Genomic DNA, 17901 nt, shown 5'->3' on the forward strand with positions numbered 1-17901 from the left:
GCGTACAGCCGACGCGGATAAAATGGCTGCATGATCGACTCCTCTGCCCAGGAGGGCAGCAGTAGCCAGCCGGGTTCTGCCCGGCGTATCCCGACCCTGACGTCCCCGGGAGCCCTGAGCGACCCGTGTTGATCGTCGTTGGTCTCCTCTTCATCATCGTGCTCACCGCCGCCACCGGTTACTTCGTGGCCCAGGAGTTCGGTTACGTCGCCGTCGACCGGGGCAGGCTCAAGCAGCTCGCCGACGACGGCGACAAGGCCGCCGCCCGGGCCCTGGAGGTGACCGGCCGGCTGTCGTTCATGCTCTCCGGCGCGCAGCTCGGCATCACCGTCACCGCCCTGCTGGTCGGTTACGTCGCCGAGCCGTTCCTCGGCGCCGGGCTGGCCGAACTGCTCGGGGTGGCCGGCGTCTCCACGGCGGTCAGCCTGCCGCTCTCGGTCGCCCTGGCCCTGGTCATCGCGACCGTGGTGCAGATGGTCCTGGGCGAGCTGGCCCCGAAGAACCTCGCCATCGCCCGCGCCGAACCCCTGGCCAAGGCCCTGAGCCGCTCCACCCTGATGTACCTCAAGGTGGCCGGCCCGCTGATCAAGCTCTTCGACCGCGCCGCGGTGCGGCTGCTCCGCCGCGTCGGCATCGAGCCGATCGAGGAGCTGCCCAGCGGCGCCACCCCGGAGGACCTGGAGCAGATCATCGCCGAGTCCCGCCAGGAGGGGCACCTGACCGCCGAGATGTCCACGCTGCTCGACCGGGGGCTCGACTTCCGCGAGCTGACCGCGGGCGAGGCCATGGTGCCCCGCGTCGACGTGCACACCGTACGCGCGCACGAGCCGGTCAGCCGGGTGGTGGAGCTGCTGGACACCGGCAAGTCCCGCTTCCCGGTGCGCGGCGCGGAGGGCGTCGACGACCTGATCGGCGTCATCGGCATCGCCGACGTGCTCGGGGTGCCCCCCGAGCGGCGCGCGACCACCCTGGTCAGCGCGGTCGCCGGCCCGCCGCTGCTGGTGCCCGAGACGCTGCCGCTGCCGACCGTGCTGGACCGCCTCCGCTCCGGTCACCGGCAGCTCGCCTGCGTGGTCGACGAGTACGGCGGCTTCGCCGGCGTGATCACGCTGGAGGACATCGCCGAGGAGTTGGTCGGCCCGATCCGGGACGAGGACGACCCGCCCGAGCGGGCCCCGGCCCGGCAGGAGGACGGCTCCTGGGTGGTGCCCGCGCGCTGGCGCATCGACGAGGTCGCCGACAGCACCGGCATCGAGCTGCCCGAGGCCCCGGAGTACGACACCCTCTCCGGCCTGGTCATGCGGGAGTTGGGCCGGGTGCCCGAGGTCGGTGACCGGCTGGAGATCAGCCTGCTCGCCGACGGCGAGGACGGCGCGGTCGAGCCGCGCGCCCTGGTCGAGGTGCTGGCCGTCGACCGGCACGTGGCCGACTCGGTCCGGCTGCGGCTCGCCGAGTCCGGGGAGGTGTCCGAGTGAGCCCGGGCATCGCGCTGTTCACGTCGGTGATCCTGCTGGCGCTGAACGGCTTCTTCGTGGCGGCCGAGTTCGCCCTAGTGGCCAGCAAGCGCTACCGCCTGGAGCAGGCGGCGGCCGGTGGCGGCCGGGCCGCCCGGGCCGCCCTGGAGGGCGTACGCGAGCTGTCGCTGATGCTCGCCGGCGCGCAGCTCGGCATCACGCTGTGCACCCTGGGGCTCGGTGCGCTCGCCGAGCCGGCGATCGAGCACCTGCTCAGCCCGCTGCTGCACGCGGTCGGGCTGCCGGACGCCGCGAGCCACGCGGTCGCGCTGGTCTTCGCCCTCAGCCTGGTCACCTTCCTGCACCTGGTGGTCGGCGAGATGGCGCCGAAGTCCTGGGCGATCACCGACGCCGAGCGCTCGGCGATGCTGCTGGCGTTGCCGTTCCGCGCCTTCGCGCGGGTCGCCCGGCCGGTGCTGTCGGTGATGAACGCCCTGGCCAACGCGATGCTGCGGCTCGTCAAGGTCAACCCGCAGGACCAGCTCGCCCAGGTGCACGGCCCCGACGAGCTGCGCATCCTGCTGGAGCAGTCCCGCGAGCACGGGCTGCTCGGCGTCGAGCAGCACCAGTTGCTGACCAGCATGTTGGAATTGCAGGGCACCACGGTGGCCCAGGTGATGGAGCCGTTCCACCAGATGGTGACGGTCCGCCGGGACGAGGACGCCGCCCGGATCGAGCAGGTCAGCCGGGACAGCGGCCGGTCGCGGCTGGCCGTGCTGGACGCGCACGGCGACGTCTGCGGTCTCGTCCACGTCCGGGAGGCGGTGCGGGCCACCACCACGGGCCGCAGGGTCACCGCCGGCGACCTGATGACCAGCGCGTTCACCCTGCCCGCCGCGGCCACGGTGACCGACGCGGTGGCGGCGATGCGGGCCCGGCAGTCCCAGCTCGCGCTCGTGCGCAACGGCGGCGGCCCGACCCGGCCGATCGGGTTCGTCGCGCTGGAGGACCTCCTGGAGGAGGTCATCGGCGAGTTCGACGACGAGACCGACCCGGTGCCGCGCGGCCGACGCATGAGGTGAGACCCGCGGGCCGCCCCGGGTGAGGCGTGGGGCGGCCCGGCGTGGTCCGGCCACGTCGGGACCGTGTTGGTCTTCGGCGAAGACCGCACGGACGCCCGCCAGGTCCGCGAGGCTGGAGGGACCGGGCCGGGTTGGCGCAGGGGCCGGTGCCGGTTGGCGCACCGGCCGGTACCGGGTGGCCCTCGGGCCGGTGCCGGGTGGCGTCCGGCCCGGTATCGGGTGGCGCATGGGCCGGGGGGCCGGGTGGCGCACGGGCTGCGCGGGGTGACCCGCGCGCCGGGTCGCGGCGAGGCCGGTCCCAGCGGGCCCGCCGGGGCGCGGGATGCGGACGGGGGAGTGCGGGTGCGGTTGACCGGGGTGTCGCCGGAGTCCGGGTGGACCGGGCTCTCCGTCCGCACCGCCCTGGCCAACCCGAGTACCCGCCCCGGGCTGCGGCTGCCCGGGCGGGTCACGGTCATCGCCGGCTCGACCGACGTGCCGGTGCTGCACGTCCGGCTCGGCCTGGTCACCACGGCGGAGCCGGACGACCCGGAGGCGCCCCGTCGCCTGGTGCAGTTCCACCAGGCGACCGTCGCCGACGGCTTCGTGCTGCGGGCGGGGCGGGGCCGCACGATCCCGTTCGAGTTCCCGCTGCCCTGGGAGACCCCGGTGACCATCTTCGGCGGGGTGCCCCTGCTCAGCCTGCGGATGGGCCTGCGCACCGAGGTGGCGGTCGAGCCGCGGCTCGACCAGGGCGCGATGGTGCCGGTCTTCGTGCACCCGCTGCCCACCCAGGCGCACATCCTGGCCGCCCTCGACACGCTGGGTTTCAGCATGCGCCAGGCCGGCCTGGTCGACGCCCGGCTGCCGGGGGTGGAACAGACCCTGCCGCTGCACCAGCGGCTGGGATTCTGGGTGGCGCCGCTCTACGCCGGGCCGATCACCGAGCTGGAGCTGGTCTTCATCGCCAACCCGGCCGGCCTGGAGGTCATCTTCTGGATGGACCGGCGGCTGGCCCTGGCCGGGATCACCCACCAGAGCATCAGTCGCTTCCGGATCTGGCACGTCGGCGCCGACCGGCGGGACTGGGTGGCGACGGTGGACGGCTGGCTGCGTGCGGCGATCAACCGGCATGCCGCGGCCGCCGCGCACGCCGACTGGTCCGCGACCATCGCGGAGTCGGCGCACGTCAGCCGCCCGCCGGACGAGCCCACCCGCCCCGGCTTCGGCCTGGGCGGCACCGCCGGCGGAGCCGGCATCGGCGGCTCCGGCGACGGCACCTGACCACCCACCCCCACCCTCGCTCCCACCCCACCCCCACCCTCGCTCCCACGATCTTGCGCTTTGCGCCCCCGGCATATCGGACTTACCGCCCACAACGAGGGCCAAAAGTGCAAGATCGCGGGAGGTCAGGCGGGGAGGGGCGAGGGGGAGGGGAGGGGGGAAGGGGAGGTCAGACGGTGGCGGTGGCGAGTTTCAGGCTGAAGCCGAGGAAGAGGGCGGCGACGCCGGTGGTGGCACCGGCGGCGAGGCGGCGGCGCTGGCGGAACTGGGCCGCCAGGAAGGTCCCGGCGAAGATCAGCGCGGTCAGGTAGAGCGCGCTGGTGACCTGGGCGATCAGCCCGAGCAGGAGGAACGACAGCGCCGGCCAGGCGTAGCCCGGGTCGACGAACTGGATGAAGAACGAGACGAAGAACAGGATCGCCTTCGGGTTGAGCAGGCTGACCACGAGCGCCTTGCGGAAGGGGCTGCGCATCGCCACCGGCTCCGCGGCGTCGATCAGCCGCGGCGTGGCCGGGTCGTTGCGGTCGCGCCAGCGCCGCCACGCGCCGCGCAGCATCGTCAACCCCACGTAGCCGAGGTACGCGGCGCCGGCGTACTTGATCACCAGGAAGAGCGGCGGGTACGCCTTGAGCAGCGACGCCACCCCGGCGGCGGAGAGGAACATCAGCACCCCGTCGCCGACGAAGACCCCGCCGGCGGCCCGGTAGCCGGCGGCCACACCGCGTTGCGCGGCGGTGGAGAGCACGAAGAGGGAGTTGGGCCCGGGCAACAGAACGATCGCCACGGTGCCCAGCACGTACGTCCAGATGTCGGTGATGCCCAGCACGCCCGACATCATCGGGCCGCCGGTGCCGTCCGGCGAAGCCTTTCCCGCAGCGCGACCTGTGCGTTTGGCCACTCGTCGACGGTCATCGAATACTGCACGGTGTCCCGCCACGAGCCGTCCGGGCGGAGCTTGTGCATCCGCAGCACCCCCTCGCGGGACGCGCCGAGGCGCTCGATCGCCCGCTGGGAGCGCTCGTTGCGGATGTCGGTGTGCCAGACCACCCGCACCGCGCCCAGCTCCTCGAATGCGCGGGTGAGCAGCAGCAGCTTCGCCTCGGTGTTGATCCCGGTGCGCCACCACGGCCGGCCCAGGAAGGTGTAGCCGATCGCCACCGACCGGCGCTCCGGGTCCACCTCGTAGTAGGAGGTGGTGCCGACCACCGCGCCGGTGACGGCGCAGCGCTGCACCCACGGCACCCGCTCGCCCCGGCGGTGGGCGGCCAGCGCGGTGGCGACCACCTCGGCGGTGCCGGCGGGGTCGGCCGGCAGCGGGCTGCCCAGGTGCTGCCAGACCTCCGGATCGGCGGTCGCCGCGTGCAGCTCGTCGGCGTGCGCGAGGTCGAGGGGTTCCAGCACCACGTGCTCCCCGCGCAGCACTGCCGGTTCCAGCCACTTCGTGGGGGCCGGCCGCAGGTACGCCGGCACCGGCGCGGTCACCCCGGCGTCCGGCTCGGGCAGCCCGGCGGTGAGCCGCAGCGGCACCACCCCGGCCCAGTGCGGCAGGGTGAGGTCGGCCTCGTCGTCGCGTACCCCGCCGGTGCGGGAGCGGACGGAGACCTCCCGCAGCGGGAGGGCCAGCACGGCGGTCTCGGCCAGCTCCCGGCGCGACGGCGGTCGGCTGTCGGCGCTGCGCCCGGCGCCGACCTTCTCCACCAGCGCGGTGAGCACCCGCGCCTTCTCCCGCTCGTCGGTGACCAGGTGCGCGGTGCCGTACGCGACGACCGACCGGTAGTTGGCGCTGTGGTTGAACTGGGAGCGCGCGTAGACCAGGCCGTCGAGCAGGGTCACCGTGACGCAGGCCGGCAGCCCGTCGCCCCGGGCGGCGAGCAGTGGCCGGCTGCCGGTGGAGCCGTGCAGGTAGAGGGTGTCGTCGATGCGGACGTGCAGGGTGGGCAGCACCCGGGGCTCGCCGTCGACGGTGAACCCGAGCGCGCAGTGGTACGCCTCGTCGAGGATCGCGTGCGCGGCGGCGGCGTCGTAGCTCATCCGGTCCCGGGAGCGGCTGGCGGTGGTCCGGTCGGTGCGTGCGTACATGCTCCCGCCTTTGTTCTAGTACAATCTCCGATTTGTGTCAGCACGCTATCAGGTCACCGGTGCGACGGCCGTCGAGATTTCGGCCAGCATCGAGTCGGGCATCCGTTCCGCCGCCCTCGCCCCCGGCGCCGCCCTGCCGGCCGTGCGCGCGCTCGCCGCCCAGCTCGCGGTCAGCCCGGCCACCGTGGCCCGGGCCTACCAGGAGCTGCGCCAGCGGGGCCTGGTGGTCACCGCCGGCCGGCACGGCACCCGGGTCCGGCCCCGCCCGCCGGTGGCGGCCCGCCGCTCCGCGCTGCACCCGCCACCCGCCCCCGGCCTGCGCGACCTCTCCCTGGGCGAGCCCGACCCGCGGCTGCTGCCGCCGCTGGGGGCGCACCTGGCCGGGCTCGCGGCCGACGCCGGGCCGCCCGTCGGGTACTCGGCCGCCGGGGTGCTGCCCGAACTCGCCGAGGCGGCCCGCGAGCGGCTGGCCGCCGACGGCGTGCCGGCGGCGGAGCTGACCCTCACCGGCGGCGCCCTGGACGGCATCGAGCGGCTGCTCGGCGCGCACCTGCGCCCCGGCGACGCGGTCGCCGTCGAGGACCCGGGCTGGGCCAACCTGCTCGACCTGGTCGCCGCGCTCGGGCTGCGGCCGATCGGGGTGCCGGTTGACGACGACGGTCCGCTCGTCGAGGGCGTCCGGGCTGCGCTCGCCGCCGGGGCCCGGGCGCTGATCGTGACCAGCCGGGCGCAGAACCCCACCGGCGCGGCGGTCTCCGCCGGGCGGGCCGAGGACCTGCGTACGCTGCTCGCCGGCCGGTCCGACCTGCTGCTGATCGAGGACGACCACGCCGCCGAGCTGGCCCGCGTACCGCTGCACCCGCTCGCCGGGGCGACCCCGACGTGGGCCTTCGTCCGCTCGGTGAGCAAGCCGTTCGGTCCCGACCTGCGGCTGGCCGTGCTGGTGGGGGACGAGACCACGGTGGCCCGGGTGGCCGGCCGGGCCCGGGTCGGCGCCGGCTGGGTCTCCACCGTGCTGCAACGGCTGGTCCTGTCGCTGTGGCGCGACCCCGCGGTGGCCGGGCTGGTGGACCGGGCCGCCGCCAGCTACGAGCGGCGGCGCGGGGCGCTGGTCGACGCGCTTGCCGGCCATGGCCTCGCCGCCCACGGGCGCAGCGGCATCAACGTGTGGCTGCCGGTGGCGGACGAGACCAGCGCGCTGACCGCACTGCGCGACGCCGGTTGGGCGGTCGCGCCCGGCGCGCTCTACCGTCTCGCCGGCCCGCCGGGGTTGCGGATCACCGTCAGCTCGCTGGACGACGGCGAGGTGGCACCGCTCGCCGACGCCGTCGCCCGCGCCGTCCGGCCCGCCGGGTCATCCGGTTTCACCGCATGACCCGCGCCCGGGCCGGCGGCGTGTCGGTGTGCCGGGCGCGGGCGTGACCAGACGCCGGGTGGGTAAGCGCGGTGCCGGAGGTGGACGACCATGGTTTCGTCGGGATCGAGGAGAGGCGTCTGGATCGCCGTCGTGGTGGCGGTGATCGTGCTCGTGATCGTGGTGATCGCGCTGGCGTCCGGTGGCGGCGACGGCGGCGGATACTGACGGCCCGGCCGCCGGTGGGACGTCGTGCGGAGGCAGGGCGGACCGGCATCGCAGCCCGAACGGGTATATAACAGTCGACATGGCCGAGCAGACCGAGACCGCGCCGGGCGCGCAGAAGTTCATCCCGCCGCAGGCCGACACCCTCGACGACCTGCGCGCCGCCGCCGGCGGCTGCCGGGGCTGCGAGCTGTACCGGGACGCGTCGCAGACCGTGTTCGGTCGCGGCGACGCCGGCGCGCGGGTGGTCTTCGTCGGCGAGCAGCCCGGTGACATGGAGGACCAGAAGGGGCTGCCGTTCGTCGGCCCCGCCGGTCGGCTGCTCCGCAAGGCGGTCGACGACGCCGGGCTCGATCCCGGGCACATCTACCTCACGAACGCCGTGAAGCACTTCAGGTTCGAGCTGCGCGGCAAGCGGCGCATCCACCAGACACCGGACCGGGTGCACGTCACCGCCTGCCGGCCCTGGCTGGTGGCCGAGTTCGCCCAGTTGCGCCCGGAGATCGTGGTGGTGCTCGGCGCGACCGCGGCCAAGGCGCTGCTCGGCCCGACGTTCCGGGTCACCCGGCAGCGCGGCGAGCTGCTGCCCTGGCCGGCGTCGGCCCAGCACCCGGAGGACTTCCAGCGGGTGCCGGTGGACGCGAAGGGCACGGTCGCCGACGCCCCGCCGGCCCGGCTGCTGGCCACCATCCACCCGTCCGCCGTGCTCCGCGCCGACGACCAGGACAAGGCGTACGAGGGGCTGGTCGCAGACCTCGCCGTGGCCGCCCGCGCCCTCGCTGGCTGAGCCGTCACCGAGCCACCCGTCGGCCCCTGGGCAGGGCGGGTGCGCGGTGCCACACTGGCGGCCATGGAGCAGCATCTCTACGAGCGCGACCACGAGGACTTCCGCGAGCTGTGCCGCGAGTTCCTGGACCGGGAGGCCGTGCCCCACCACGAGCGTTGGGAGGCCGCCGGGATCGTCGACCGCGAGGTGTGGCGTCGGGCCGGGGCGGCCGGCCTGCTGGGCACGGACGTCGACCCGGCGTACGGCGGCGGCGGGCAGCGGGACTTCCGGTTCAACGCGGTGCTGGCCGAGGAGATCGTGGCCGCCGGCTGCACCGGCCTCGGCTTCGGGCTGCACAACGACGTGGTGGCGCCGTACCTGACCGAGCTGACCACGGAGGACCAGCGCAAGCGCTGGCTGCCCGGGTTCTGCTCCGGCGACCTCGTCACGGCGATCGCGATGAGCGAGCCCGGCGCCGGCTCCGACCTCGCCGGAATCCGCACGAGCGCGGTCCGCGACGGCGACAGTTGGGTGCTCAACGGCCAGAAGACCTTCATCACCAACGGGGAGATGGCCGACCTGGTGGTCGTGGTCGTCCGCACCGCGCCCGACCAGGGCGCGCACGGGGTGAGCCTGGTCGCCGTGGAGGACGGCACCCCCGGCTTCTCCCGCGGCCGACGGCTGGCCAAGGTCGGGCTGAAGGCCAACGACACCGCCGAGCTGTTCTTCTCCGACTGCCGGGTGCCGGCGGAGAACCTGATCGGCACCGAGAACCACGGCTTCTACCACCTGATGGCCAACCTGCCCCGGGAGCGGCTCAGCATCGCGGTCGCCGCGGTGGCCGCCGCCGAGCGGCTGCTCGCCGTCACCCTCGACTACGCCCGCTCCCGGCAGGCGTTCGGCCGGCCGATCGGCGCGTTCCAGCACAACCGCTTCCTCCTGGCCGAGCTGGACACCGAGGTCACCATCGCGCGCACCTTCGTCAACCACTGCGTCGCGGAGTACAACGCCGGCCGGCTCTCGGTCACCGACGCGGCCAAGTCGAAGTGGTGGACCACCGAGCTGCAGAACAAGGTCGCCGACCGCTGCGTGCAACTGCACGGCGGCTACGGCTACATGCTGGAGTACCCGGTGGCGAAGGCCTGGCTGGACGGGCGGGTGCAGACGATCTACGGCGGCACCACCGAGATCATGAAGGAGATCATCGGCCGCGGGCTGGGCCTGTAGCGCAGCCGGGGGAGGGACGCAGCCGGGGAGGCGACCGGCTGCGGGGCGGCGCGCCGGGTGCGCAAGGATGAGATGGGCACCCCGCCCCTTACCGCCGAAGGAGCCGCCGATGGCCACCGACCTCGCCGCGCCACCCGTCGCGCCCGACGTCACGCTGATCCAGCGGCGTACCCTGCGGCTGCTCTTCGTCACCCAGATCGTCGGCGGGATCGGGGTGACGGTCGGCGTCGCGGTCGGGGCGCTGCTCGCCGCGGACATCGCCGGCACCGCCGTGGCCGGGCTGGTGAGCAGCGCCGCCGTGGTGGGCGGGGCCCTGCTCGCGGTGCCGGTCACCCGGATCATGAACGGCCACGGCCGGCGGCCCGGCCTGGTCGTGGCCTATCTCACCGGCGCGGCCGGCGGCGGCCTGGTGGTGTTCGCCGCCGTCACCCGCTGGGTCCCGCTGCTCTTCCTCGGCATGCTCCTCTTCGGCGGCGGCAGCGCGGCCAACCTCCAGGCCCGCTACGCCGCGGTCGACCTGGCCGAGCCGGCGCGGCGGGGCCGCCAGCTCGCCCTGATCGTCTGGGCCACCACCATCGGCGCGGTCGCCGCGCCGAACTTCGCCGCGTTCGCGGACCGCACCACCAGCGGCTGGGGGCTGCCGGCGCTGGCCGGTCCGTTCGCGTTCAGCGCCGTCGCGCTGGCGCTGGCCGCCGTCGTGATCCTGGCGCTGCTGCGGCCCGACCCGCTGCTGACCGCGCGCCGGCTGGCGGCCGCCGTCGTCCCGCCGGTCACCCCGAGGCCGGCCCCCGTCACCCCGTCGCCGGACGCCGTTCCCGCCGTCACCCCGCCGCCGGACGCCGTCGTCGCGCCGGCACCGACCGGCCGGCGCGGCGTGGGCATGCGGGCCGCCTGGTCGGTCGTACGCGCTCGCCCGGCCGCTCGGCTCGGCATCGCCGCGGTGGCGGTCGGGCACCTGGTCATGGTCGCGGTGATGGTGATGACCCCGGTGCGCCTACACGAGTGGCACGCCGACGCCGACGTGCTGCGGGTGGTCGGTCTCGTGCTGAGTCTGCACATCGCCGGCATGTACGCCCTCGCCCCGGTGGCCGGCTGGCTCACGGACCGGCTCGGCCGCCGGGCGGTGATCCTCGGCGGCGTCGGGCTGCTGCTCGTGGCGTGCGCGGTCGCCGGCACCGCCGGGCACCACACGGCCCGGCTCTCGATCGGGCTGGTCCTGCTCGGCCTGGGCTGGTCGGGGACCATGGTGGCCGGTTCCACCCTGCTGTCGGAGTCGGTGCCGGTGGGGATCCGGCCGAGCGTCCAGGGGCTCTCCGACCTGACCATGGGACTGGCCGGCGCCGCCGCCGGGGCGGTCAGCGGGTTTGTCATGGAGGTGGCGGGTTATCCGGTGCTCGCCCTGCTCGCGGCGGTCGCGGCGGTGCCCCTGGTGGCGCTAGCGTTGCGTCCGGTGCCGGCGGGCGCACCGGACGAGGAGGGTTGATCACGTGCGGCTGACCGACTTCTGGTCGCGGTTGGAGGAGGCGTTCGGCCCCGCCTACGCGGCCAGCATCGCCCGCGACCAGGTGCTCTCCCAGCTCGGCGGCCGGACCGTCGAGCAGGCGCTGGCATCGGGTGAGCAGGCGCACGTCGTGTGGCGGGCGGTCTGCGCCGCCTATCCCGACCGGGTGCCCGCGCGACTACGCTGAGCAGCCATTTCGTCGCTTCCGCGTGTCGCTTGCCGACTCGTACACCTGTTCGGCTATTGTCCACAGCGGGGTGCTCGTCCACAGCTCACGGCCCGTCGGCTGGTTTTCTGTCGGACCCAGCGCCTAGCGTGTCCGCGTGACGCGAAGCTCAGGAAAGACGCCGGCGAAGGCAGGGGTGGCAACGATGGCAGCAGGGCCTGACCGGGAGAAGGCACTCGACCTTGCTCTCGCTCAGATCGACAAGCAGTTCGGCAAGGGCTCGGTGATGCGGCTCGGGGAGCGGCCGGTCATCCAGACCGCGGTCATCCCCACCGGGTCGATCGCCCTCGACGTGGCGCTCGGCGTGGGCGGCCTGCCCCGCGGCCGGGTCGTCGAGATCTACGGTCCGGAGTCCAGCGGTAAGACCACGGTCGCGCTGCACGCCGTGGCCAACGCCCAGCGGGCCGGCGGCATCGCCGCCTTCGTCGACGCCGAGCACGCGCTCGACCCGGAATACGCGAAGGCCCTCGGCGTCGACACCGACGCCCTGCTGGTCTCCCAGCCCGACACCGGTGAGCAGGCGCTGGAGATCGCGGACATGCTGGTCCGCTCCGGCGCGCTCGACATCATCGTGATCGACTCGGTGGCCGCGCTGGTGCCGCGCGCCGAGATCGAGGGCGAGATGGGCGACAGCCACGTGGGTCTGCAGGCCCGGCTGATGAGCCAGGCGCTGCGGAAGATCACCGGTGTGCTCAACAACACCGGCACCACCGCGATCTTCATCAACCAGCTCCGCGAGAAGATCGGCGTGATGTTCGGCAGCCCCGAGACCACCACGGGTGGCCGGGCGCTGAAGTTCTACGCCTCGGTCCGGCTCGACGTGCGCCGCATCGAGAGCCTCAAGGACGGCACCGACGTGGTCGGTAACCGCACCCGGGTCAAGGTCGTGAAGAACAAGGTCGCCGCGCCGTTCAAGCAGGCCGAGTTCGACATCATGTACGGCAAGGGCATCTCCCGCGAGGGCTCGCTGATCGACGTCGGCGTCGAGCAGGCGATCATCCGCAAGTCCGGCGCCTGGTACACCTACGACGGCGACCAGCTGGGCCAGGGCAAGGAGAAGGCCCGCGAGTTCCTCCGGGAGAACCCGGACGTGGCTGCCGAGATCGAGAAGAAGATCCTGGAGAAGCTCGGCGTCGGGGTCGGCGCGGGCGACGCCGCCGGTGGCCCGGAGCTGCCGCCGGTCGACTTCTGACCGGTCGCTGACCCGTGGCAGGACGACGCGCCCGCACGGGGCGGGGCTGGGATGCCAGTCCACCCCGCGCGGGTGACGGCACCACGACGCCCCGACCCCGGCGGGGTCGCCGCGGCCGTGCCGAGGAGACCGACCCCGAGGCGCCCCCCGCCGCGCCGCGCGACGAGTCGGAGGTGGCGCGGGAGATCTGCCTGCGCCAGCTCGCCGTCCGGCCGCGCACCCGGGCCGAGCTGGCCGGGGCGCTGGCGAAGCGGGGGATCTCCGAGGAGGTCTCCGCGACGGTGCTCGACCGCTACGACGAGGTCGGCATCATCGACGACGCCGCCTTCGCGCGGGCCTGGGTGTCCAGCCGGCACGCCGGCCGGGGCCTGGCCCGCCGGGCGCTCGCCAACGAGCTGCGTCAGCGCGGCGTCGACGGCGAGGTCGCCAGCGAGGCCCTCGGCGAGCTGGACGAGGAGACCGAGGCGGAGACCGCCCGCGCCCTGGTGGAGCGGAAGCTGCGGTCCGCCCGTGGCGAGCCGGACGCGGTCTTCCGGCGGCTGGTGGCGATGCTGGCCCGCAAGGGCTACCCGCCCGGCGTGGCGATCCGGGCGGTGAAGGACGCGCTCGCCGCGCAGAGCGCCGAGGCGGCCGAGTTCGCCGAGCAGATCGACGCCGACGCGCTCGCCGACGCCGAGGGCGAGCTCGACCGCGACAGCCGCCCAGTCGACTGAGCGCAGCCGACGGCGAGCCACATGCCGGGGGCCAGACCGACGCGGCCGCAGGCCGGTCGCGGGGTGGCGCTACCGCTGCCTGGGCGACGGGACGCGCACGGCGGCCATGCCCGCAGCCGTGGCCGCCGCGACGCCCAGGTCGGTGTCCTCGAAGACCAGGCAGGACTCCGGTGAGACGCCGAGGAGCCGGGCGGCGAGCAGGAACCCCTCCGGGTCGGGCTTGGCCCTGGCGTAGTCGCCCGCGCAAACCAGCGCGTCGAACTTCCCGGTGAGGCCAAGGGCGTCCAGGGAGGCCGTGACCGACTCCCGGGTGCTGCCGGAGACCACGGCGAAGGGAACCCGCCCGTGGGCGTCCTCGATGTGCCGCAGGACGCCGGGCACGGCGGTGAGCCTCGGCAGGGACTCCTGATAGAGCGTCTCCTGACGGGCGGCGACTGCCTCGATCGGCATGGCCAGGCCGTGGCGCTCGTTGAGTTCGACGATGATGTCGGCTACCGGGCGGCCGCCCCAGGCGTAGAAGAGGTCCTCCGAGAAGTTGCAGTCCCACTCCTTGAGCGCCTCGACCCAGGCGAGGTGGTGCAGGGGCATCGAGTCGGCGATGGTGCCGTCGCAGTCGAAGAGGTAGGCCCGGAACTCGCCGGGCGGCAGGGGGAGCAGCACCCGGATAGGTTAGGCGGCTGCGTGGCGGGCCGTACGGCTGGGCGGACCGGCCGGCGGACATCCCGCCAACTCGCCTCGTTTGTCCTCCGGTGTCCGGGCTGGCGTGGGCGTTGCGTAACGCGACAACTTCTCTCCGTTAGGGGGGTTTGATCATGACTTCTTGACCAGACGGCCCCGGGAGACCTAGCCTCGCCATACAGGCTCACATTGCCCGACCAACGCAGGCTAAGCGCACAACATAGATCTCGTAACGGAACAGCATCACTTTGGCCGACTCGTCGGCCACTGGCGGCAGCTTCGGACAGGCCGGTCCGGGGCTGGCGCGACAACTGCACCCGGCCGCCGGCGATGCCCCGCGTGGGCACCGCCGACGGAACCTACCCACGGTCAGTCGCTCCGGTCGGGCGTCCACAGCCGCAGGGTGCGTGCCCACCGGCACCGTCGCTGCGGTCCCGACGTTCAGGGGAGGCGGCCATGGCGAGGCGGCGCAGGTCCACCGGGGTGCCGACATGAGCGGGCTGAACGTCGGGCCGGGCCCGCACCGATCGCGGGCCGACCAGGGTGTGGCCGACCGCGTGACGCCAGTGCGGAACGGGGTGCCGGCATGAGCGGCTTCGACGTCGTGATCCTCGCGGTGGTGCTGGTCCTGACCGTGGTCGTGCTCGGGGCGGTGCTGCTGGGCGTACGGACGCTGCGCCGGCTCGGCGCGGCGCCGGCGCCCGAGGATCCCGCCTTCATCGCCGAGAAGGACCGGCAGGAACAGTCCCTGGCCGCGCTGCGCAGCGCCGCCGACGAGGCCAACAGCACGATCGACGTGGCGAAGTCCGCCGCTGCGGCGGCCCGGGCCGAGGCGGCTGCCGCGAAGGCCGAGGCGAAGGCGGCCCGCGCCGAGGCTCGTCGGGTGCTCGACGACGCCCGGGCGGAGGCCGACACCATCCTGGAGCGGGCCCACAAGCAGGCCGAGGCGGACGCGGAGCAGCTACGGACCACAGCCCGGCGCAGCGGCGAACGCGAGGTCGCGGTGCTCGCCGCCACCACCCGGGAGCAGGCCGCCGAGGTGGAGCGGCGGGCGGCCCGGATGGACGAGCGCGAGCGGCTGCACACCGAGGAGGTGGAGCGGCTCGCCGAGCGGGAGCGTCAGCTCACGGCCGCCAGCGCGGCCCTGGCCGCCCGCGGCGCCGCGCTCGACCAGCGGGAGGCGGAACTGGCCGAGGCGGAGGAGCAGCGGCGCCGGGAGTTGGAGCGGGTCGCCGGGCTCACCGCCGACACGGCCCGGGCGGAGCTGATCGAGGCGATCGAGGGCCAGGCCAAGCGGGAGGCCGCGCTGCTGGTCCGGGACATCGAATCCGACGCGCGCAACACCGCCGAGCAGCGCGCCCGGCACATCGTCGTCGACGCGATCCAGCGGGTCGCCAGCGAGCAGACCGCGGAGAGCGTGGTCAGCGTCCTGCACCTGCCCGGCGACGAGATGAAGGGACGGATCATCGGCCGGGAGGGCCGCAACATCCGCGCCTTCGAGTCGGTCACCGGCGTCAACCTGATCATCGACGACACCCCCGAGGCGGTGTTGCTCTCCTGCTTCGACCCGGTGCGCCGGGAGGTCGGCCGGCTCACCCTGGAGAAGCTGGTCCTGGATGGGCGGATCCACCCGCACCGGATCGAGGAGGTCTACGACCTGGCCCGGCACGAGGTGGAGGAGCTGTGTCAGCGGGCTGCCGAGGACGCCCTGGTCGAGGTCGGCATCACCGAGATCCACCCGGAGCTGGTCACCCTGCTCGGAAGGCTGCGCTACCGGACGTCGTACGGGCAGAACGTGCTCAAGCACCTGATCGAGACGGCGCACATCGCCGGGATCATGGCGGCCGAGCTGCGGCTCGACGTGCCGACCATCAAGCGCTCGGCGTTCCTGCACGACATCGGCAAGGCGCTCACCCACGAGGTGGAGGGCAGCCACGCCATCATCGGCGCGGATCTCGCCCGCAAGTACGGCGAGAGCGAGGACGTCGTCCACGCCATCGAGGCGCACCACAACGAGGTGCCGCCGCAGACCATCGAGGCCGTCCTCACCCAGGCGTCCGACGCCTGCTCCGGCGGGCGGCCCGGGGCGCGGCGGGAGAGCCTGGAGGCGTACGTCAAGCGGCTGGAGCGGATCGAGGAGATCGCGGCCGGCAAGCTCGGCGTGGAGAAGGTCTTCGCCATGCAGGCCGGCCGCGAGATCCGGGTGATGGTCAAGCCGGACGACGTGGACGACATCGGCGCCGCCGTGCTGGCCCGGGACGTGGCGAAGCAGATCGAGGAGGAGCTGACCTACCCGGGGCAGATCCGGGTGACCGTGGTCCGCGAGTCCCGGGTCACCGAGATCGCGCGCTGACGTCGCGGCGGGCGCCGTCACCGAGATCCGTCCGGCGACGGGCACAACGCGAAGGGCCGGCCCGATGATCGGGCCGGCCCTTCGTCGTATCAGGGTCAGATACCCTGGCCGCTGCTCTCCGCCTGCGCGGCGAGCGCCGCCGGGGGCGGGTTCTGGGCCGGGGTGCCGGCGGTCTTGCGGCCCCGGGAGAGCCGCCGCTGGACGTACTGGGCCAGCTTCGACAGCGAGTAGTTCACCAGGATGAACATCACCGCGATCACGACGTAGACCTGGATCGGGTTGTCCAGCACGCCGATGAGCTGCTTGCCGATGTTCAGGGTCTCCTCGTAGCTGATGATGAAGCCGAGCGAGGTGTCCTTGAGCACCACGACGAGCTGGCTGATCAGCGCCGGCAGCATGATCCGGAAGGCCTGCGGCAGCAGGATCATCCGGGTGGTCTGCAGCGGGGAGAGGCCGATCGCGGCAGCCGCCTCGGCCTGCCCGCCGGGCAGGTTCTCCATGCCGGAGCGGAGGATCTCGGCGATGACCACCGAGTTGTAGATGGTCAGGCCGATGACCAGGTACCACAGCGTCTCGAACGAGACGCCGAACTCGGGGAAGCCGCGGGCCACGAAGAAGATCGTGATGACCACGGGCAGGCCCCGGAACACCTCGACGCAGACCCGGGTGACCGCCGACAGCAGCACGCTCAGCCCGCGCAGCAGGTAGGCCAGCGGCGTGGCGAGCCCGGTGAACCGGCGGCGGGTCAGGCTCTTGAGCTGGATCCGCAGCACCGCGAGCATGGTGCCGACCACCAGCGAGGCGACGATCGCCAGGGCGGCGGCGGTCAGCGTGTTCTTGAAGCCGAGGCCGATCCGGTCCCACACCTGCGAGAAGTTCTCGTTGGAGGGGTCGATCAGCGGTCCCCAGAGCTCCATCGAGAACTGGCCCTTGGCGTCCAGCGGCTTGTAGATCAGGAAGTACGCGCCCGCGAGCAGCAGCACGGTCGCCACCAGGCTGCTGACGAGGGTGATCCGGCGCTGCCGGGGGCCGGGAACGTCGTAGAGGACGGTCTGCTGGCTCATCGGGCCACCGCCTGCCGCTTCTCGATCCGGTCGAGGAGCGCGCCGAGGGGGACGGTCATGATCAGGTATCCGATCGAGATGCCGATGGCGACGGGGACGAAGGCGTAGCCCTCGGCCGAGGTGAGCTGGTCGGCGGTCTGCGAGAGGTCGCCGACCACGCCGAAGAAGCCGATCAGGGCCGAGTTCTTGATCATCGCGATGATCACCGAACCGAGGGGCACCACCGAGGCCTTCCAGGACTGCGGCAGCACCACGTACCGCAGGTTCTGGCCGAAGGTGAGGCCGAGCGACCGGGCGGCCTCCGCCTGGCCGGCGGGGACGGCGTTCACGCCGGACCGCAGCGCCTCGCAGACGAACGCGGCGGTGTAGAGCACCAGCGCGATCAGCGCGAAGCGGAAGTAGGGCAGGTCCGTGTCCAGCCGGCTGAACACCGCGTCCAGGCCGGGGATGCGCAGGAAGTCCGCGTTGGAGCCGAGCGCCGGCAGGCCGAACGCGGCGAAGAACATCACCACGGTCAGCGGCATGTTCCGGAAGATGTTGACGTACGCGGTGCCGACCGCCCGCAGTGGCGGCACCGGGGAGATCCGCAGTACCGCCACCACGGCGCCCAGGACCAGGGCACCGATCGCGGCGAGTACGCAGATCTGGAGGGTGAGCCAGAAACCACCCGCGAAGACGTCGAACTTGTCGATGAGCACACTCACGGGTCGGTCTTCCTCCCCAC

The 17901-nt window shown here is 73.6% G+C and carries 16 protein-coding genes; 11 read left to right on the plus strand and 5 right to left on the minus strand.

Features of this window, described 5'->3' with window-relative positions; translation table 11 throughout:
* Positions 1 to 125 precede the first annotated feature (125 nt).
* From ACGF5C_RS01380 to ACGF5C_RS01390, 3 genes are all read left to right on the plus strand, one after another.
* Positions 126 to 1475, plus strand: coding sequence for a hemolysin family protein (locus ACGF5C_RS01380; protein WP_393295648.1), 1350 nt, complete (start codon positions 126 to 128; stop codon positions 1473 to 1475).
* Complete coding sequence (locus tag ACGF5C_RS01385) at positions 1472 to 2536, plus strand: hemolysin family protein (protein ID WP_393295651.1); 1065 nt, start codon at positions 1472 to 1474, stop codon at positions 2534 to 2536. Before ACGF5C_RS01380 ends, ACGF5C_RS01385 begins: the two co-directional genes overlap by 4 nt.
* Positions 2537 to 2878: 342 nt before the next feature.
* Positions 2879 to 3799, plus strand: coding sequence for a sporulation protein (locus ACGF5C_RS01390; protein ID WP_393295654.1), 921 nt, complete (start codon positions 2879 to 2881; stop codon positions 3797 to 3799).
* A gap of 169 nt (positions 3800 to 3968) precedes the next feature.
* Here the strand turns inward: ACGF5C_RS01390 and leuE are convergent, their stop codons facing one another.
* Positions 3969 to 4637 (minus strand): leucine efflux protein LeuE, encoded by a 669-nt coding sequence (gene leuE, locus ACGF5C_RS01395; protein ID WP_350705081.1) that lies wholly within the window; start codon positions 4635 to 4637, stop codon positions 3969 to 3971.
* Positions 4634 to 5878, minus strand: a complete 1245-nt coding sequence (locus tag ACGF5C_RS01400) for a bifunctional pyridoxamine 5'-phosphate oxidase family protein/GNAT family N-acetyltransferase (RefSeq protein WP_393295657.1) — start codon at positions 5876 to 5878, stop codon at positions 4634 to 4636. Before ACGF5C_RS01400 ends, leuE begins: the two co-directional genes overlap by 4 nt.
* Before the next feature lie 34 nt (positions 5879 to 5912).
* Here ACGF5C_RS01400 and ACGF5C_RS01405 point away from each other — a divergent pair, with 34 nt between their 5' ends.
* From ACGF5C_RS01405 to ACGF5C_RS01435, 7 genes are all read left to right on the plus strand, one after another.
* On the plus strand, positions 5913 to 7253 hold the full coding sequence (locus tag ACGF5C_RS01405) for an aminotransferase class I/II-fold pyridoxal phosphate-dependent enzyme (protein WP_393295660.1): 1341 nt from the start codon (positions 5913 to 5915) through the stop codon (positions 7251 to 7253).
* A 286-nt stretch (positions 7254 to 7539) separates the two neighbouring features.
* On the plus strand, positions 7540 to 8244 hold the full coding sequence (locus tag ACGF5C_RS01410) for a UdgX family uracil-DNA binding protein (RefSeq protein ID WP_393295663.1): 705 nt from the start codon (positions 7540 to 7542) through the stop codon (positions 8242 to 8244).
* 63 nt (positions 8245 to 8307) lie between these two features.
* A complete protein-coding gene (locus ACGF5C_RS01415; protein WP_393295665.1) occupies positions 8308 to 9450 on the plus strand; it encodes an acyl-CoA dehydrogenase family protein in 1143 nt (380 codons plus the stop codon).
* A gap of 109 nt (positions 9451 to 9559) precedes the next feature.
* Complete coding sequence (locus ACGF5C_RS01420; protein ID WP_393295667.1) at positions 9560 to 10933, plus strand: MFS transporter; 1374 nt, start codon at positions 9560 to 9562, stop codon at positions 10931 to 10933.
* A gap of 4 nt (positions 10934 to 10937) precedes the next feature.
* Positions 10938 to 11138 (plus strand): DUF3046 domain-containing protein, encoded by a 201-nt coding sequence (locus tag ACGF5C_RS01425; protein WP_350705093.1) that lies wholly within the window; start codon positions 10938 to 10940, stop codon positions 11136 to 11138.
* Between the two features lie 184 nt (positions 11139 to 11322).
* Positions 11323 to 12369, plus strand: coding sequence for a recombinase RecA (recA, locus tag ACGF5C_RS01430; protein WP_088995380.1), 1047 nt, complete (start codon positions 11323 to 11325; stop codon positions 12367 to 12369).
* 14 nt (positions 12370 to 12383) lie between these two features.
* Complete coding sequence (locus ACGF5C_RS01435; RefSeq protein WP_393295669.1) at positions 12384 to 13082, plus strand: regulatory protein RecX; 699 nt, start codon at positions 12384 to 12386, stop codon at positions 13080 to 13082.
* Positions 13083 to 13151: 69 nt separating this feature from the next.
* On the opposite strand, the gene ACGF5C_RS01440 is transcribed toward ACGF5C_RS01435, so the two are convergent.
* Positions 13152 to 13742, minus strand: a complete 591-nt coding sequence (locus ACGF5C_RS01440; RefSeq protein WP_393295671.1) for an HAD family hydrolase — start codon at positions 13740 to 13742, stop codon at positions 13152 to 13154.
* Between the two features lie 604 nt (positions 13743 to 14346).
* Here ACGF5C_RS01440 and rny point away from each other — a divergent pair.
* The gene (rny, locus tag ACGF5C_RS01445) at positions 14347 to 16113 is read left to right on the plus strand and encodes a ribonuclease Y (RefSeq protein ID WP_393295673.1); all 1767 of its coding nucleotides are present in this window, start codon (positions 14347 to 14349) and stop codon (positions 16111 to 16113) included.
* A gap of 95 nt (positions 16114 to 16208) precedes the next feature.
* On the opposite strand, the gene ACGF5C_RS01450 is transcribed toward rny, so the two are convergent.
* Both ACGF5C_RS01450 and ACGF5C_RS01455 read right to left on the minus strand, forming a co-directional pair.
* The gene (locus ACGF5C_RS01450; protein ID WP_393295675.1) at positions 16209 to 17177 is read right to left on the minus strand and encodes an amino acid ABC transporter permease; all 969 of its coding nucleotides are present in this window, start codon (positions 17175 to 17177) and stop codon (positions 16209 to 16211) included.
* A complete protein-coding gene (locus ACGF5C_RS01455) occupies positions 17174 to 17881 on the minus strand; it encodes an amino acid ABC transporter permease (protein WP_393295677.1) in 708 nt (235 codons plus the stop codon). Before ACGF5C_RS01455 ends, ACGF5C_RS01450 begins: the two co-directional genes overlap by 4 nt.
* Positions 17882 to 17901 lie beyond the last annotated feature (20 nt).

Source organism: Micromonospora sp. NPDC047620, assembly GCF_043205005.1.
In the GTDB taxonomy this organism is placed as follows: Bacteria; Actinomycetota; Actinomycetes; order Mycobacteriales; family Micromonosporaceae; genus Micromonospora.